Annotated in this window: 4 protein-coding genes; 1 reads left to right on the forward strand and 3 read right to left on the reverse strand. The window is 39.6% G+C overall.

Translation table 11 applies throughout. The features are described from left to right. A partial coding sequence (locus tag CAG58_RS09180) for an IS30 family transposase (protein WP_161439724.1) occupies positions 1–196 on the forward strand: 196 nt, incomplete at its 5' end. Positions 197–226: 30 nt separating this feature from the next. Here the strand turns inward: CAG58_RS09180 and CAG58_RS09185 are convergent. From CAG58_RS09185 to CAG58_RS09195, 3 genes are all read right to left on the reverse strand, one after another. Further along, complete coding sequence (locus CAG58_RS09185) at positions 227–565, reverse strand: hypothetical protein (protein ID WP_158137385.1); 339 nt, start codon at positions 563–565, stop codon at positions 227–229. A gap of 213 nt (positions 566–778) precedes the next feature. Beyond that, entirely contained in the window at positions 779–1,222 is a 444-nt protein-coding gene (locus CAG58_RS09190; RefSeq protein WP_161439725.1) for a hypothetical protein, read from the reverse strand. 136 nt (positions 1,223–1,358) lie between these two features. Further along, positions 1,359–1,643 carry a putative quinol monooxygenase gene (locus tag CAG58_RS09195; protein WP_161439726.1) on the reverse strand — a complete coding sequence of 95 codons (285 nt, stop codon included), beginning with the start codon at positions 1,641–1,643 and terminating at the stop codon, positions 1,359–1,361. Between the last annotated feature and the right edge of the window lie 773 nt (positions 1,644–2,416).

A 2,416-nucleotide genomic window follows, 5' to 3' on the forward strand; every position in this document is an offset into this window, starting at 1 on the left:
CCCACACCACTCTTGGGAGCGAGGAACCAATGAAAATACCAACGGACTTATCCGACAATATCTCCCCAAAGGCACCTCGATGGCGACTCTCACTCAAGCAAAGTGCAACGCAATTGCGAACAAACTTAACAACAGACCCAGAGCTCGTCTGGGCTTTAAAACACCGGAGGAATGTTTTGTTGGATATTATCGCTGATCGTTGCACTTCAAACTTGATACTAAGACGCTATACCTTTGAATTCAAATCTGTCCAAGATGAACGATAGCTACCATTACGTGTTTTAAATTCATGTGTAATACTTAATATTAATCTCACATACCTGCAATTTGCTATACCTAACTTATGGTAAACAGCTTTCGCTGATTTTTTAGACTCAAATATTGCTACGTTCTTTTCCTGAAGCTCTCGGAGTGTTTCTGCGGTTAACAATATTGAGCCATCATGATCATAATTAGTACTGACGATACTGACTAAATTCCAATTGATTTGTTCTTCATCCTGTACCGGATAAAACGCATACAGCTTTTGATTAGCAAAACCTGTGTCTGCAATAACGTAAGCCATAAGATCTCCATATGTTTAAATTACTCGAGCGTCATAACGCCCGCTTAAGGGGCAGCCAACGCTACTACCAACTTACCGCATAACACCGTAACCACAAAAACCAACGCATAGCGAAAATGCCGCGCGTTGGCTGTCCCTCTTGAAGCGTTTGTTATGCTTCGGGTGAGTTAATAATCGCTGTACAGTAGATTACACTTGTCACGTGATAAATTTTTAATCGGATTTAGTATTCACGTTTGGCACCGCCTGTTCGGTGGTCAAACATACGAAGTAACAATACTTTGACGCGTATAAGTCACTTGGTTCCGAATTTTCAGCAGTGAATGAAAAGCCGCCATTTACACTCTGAAAACTGCACATTCCTTTTGCATCATTTGGGCCACCCTCATGCTTCGATAGAGCACAGAAGCGAAAATGTGAGTTAAATGGCTCTGCTTCAATTGTTACAGAACAATACCTGCCATTTCTCTGTCCATCGACTTTGTAGTATTGGCTTTTTATTTCAGAACCACGCTCTATTAAAGAGCAAGACTGATAAAGTTTATGTCCTTCTTGAACTTGCTCTGGTGGTGACACCATCGAAAAGAACACCATTCTTTCGCTCGCAAATGAAATTGTTGCAAAGAAAGATAAAAAAACCATCAAATAAAATTTCATACAAGACCTCTTAGAAGCATAACGCCCACTTAAGGGGCTGACAACGCTACTACCAAGTTTCAGTACAACATTAAAACCACTGAAATCAACGCATAACGAAAATGCTGCGCGTTGGAAGTCCCTCTTTAAGTGTTTGTTATGCGCAAATCCCCGTAACCTCATAATTTCGTTTAACATTAATGGTAACTTTGCCCCACATAGACGATTTAACTCTTAATTGATGATTTTCAAAAGCAGCTTGATCTCTAAACTCTTCATATACATCGAATCGACATGGATTTTCTTCGTTTGGCGTGACTTCAAAAATCAAACAGCCATCCTCTGATCTCGTCAAACAAATATGATTGTCTAATTCATTGAGCACAGTTGCTAACTCCGACTGTGGAACAATGATGAAGCCTTTTAGAATTACTTTGCTCAATTTTTATCCCTGTTAATTTTACAAATATGAATGCTTTTTTATGCTTAGGCGCATAACGCCCGCTTAAGGGGCTGACAACGCTACTACCAACTTGCCGCATAACACCGTAACCACCAAAATCAACGCATAATGAAAATGCCACGCGTTGGAAGTCCCTCTTGAAGCGTTTGTTATGCTTTATTACTCATTGATTACATTGAACTTTTAAAAAATTCATTTGTTCGCAGCACTTTAACTCAAAATGATAAACTTGCCTACTTTCAGCAATCATTGTTGCTGATAAGATCCCAAATAGGTTGAAGCGAATTAGCCTGCGGAATCAAGGAGCAAACAACACCAAAGAAAGAGACTTTTCAGCAACAGTTGAACCTTTTACACATACAATTTATCAGGGCAGAGCCGGACAAAAGCGCACAATCATCGATAAACTTGCGCTAACCAAATACTGTCAGCAAGCAAGAAGCCAATGAGATCCCAAACATGCTGAAGCGAAATAGCCGGTGGAATCAATGAACAAGCAACAACAAAGAAAGAGACCTTTCAGCAAAAATCGAACCTTTTTCGAGCACAATTTATCAGGGCAAAGTTGCCGAAAAAGCACAAGCATCGATCAACTTTCAATAGCCACAAAAAAGAACAATAAACTCATAATATCAATGAATTAGAATAGGAAAACTTCTAAATCAGACTGAGTTTTCCCATTAAAATTTATGTATTGATTTTGCTGAGGCTCAATAAAGCATAACGCCGCGTTAAGGGGTGAGCAACGCAAC

The sequence above is a fragment of the Vibrio sp. V31_P5A7T61 genome, from assembly GCF_009904895.1.
Classification (GTDB): Bacteria; Pseudomonadota; Gammaproteobacteria; order Enterobacterales; family Vibrionaceae; genus Vibrio; species Vibrio metschnikovii.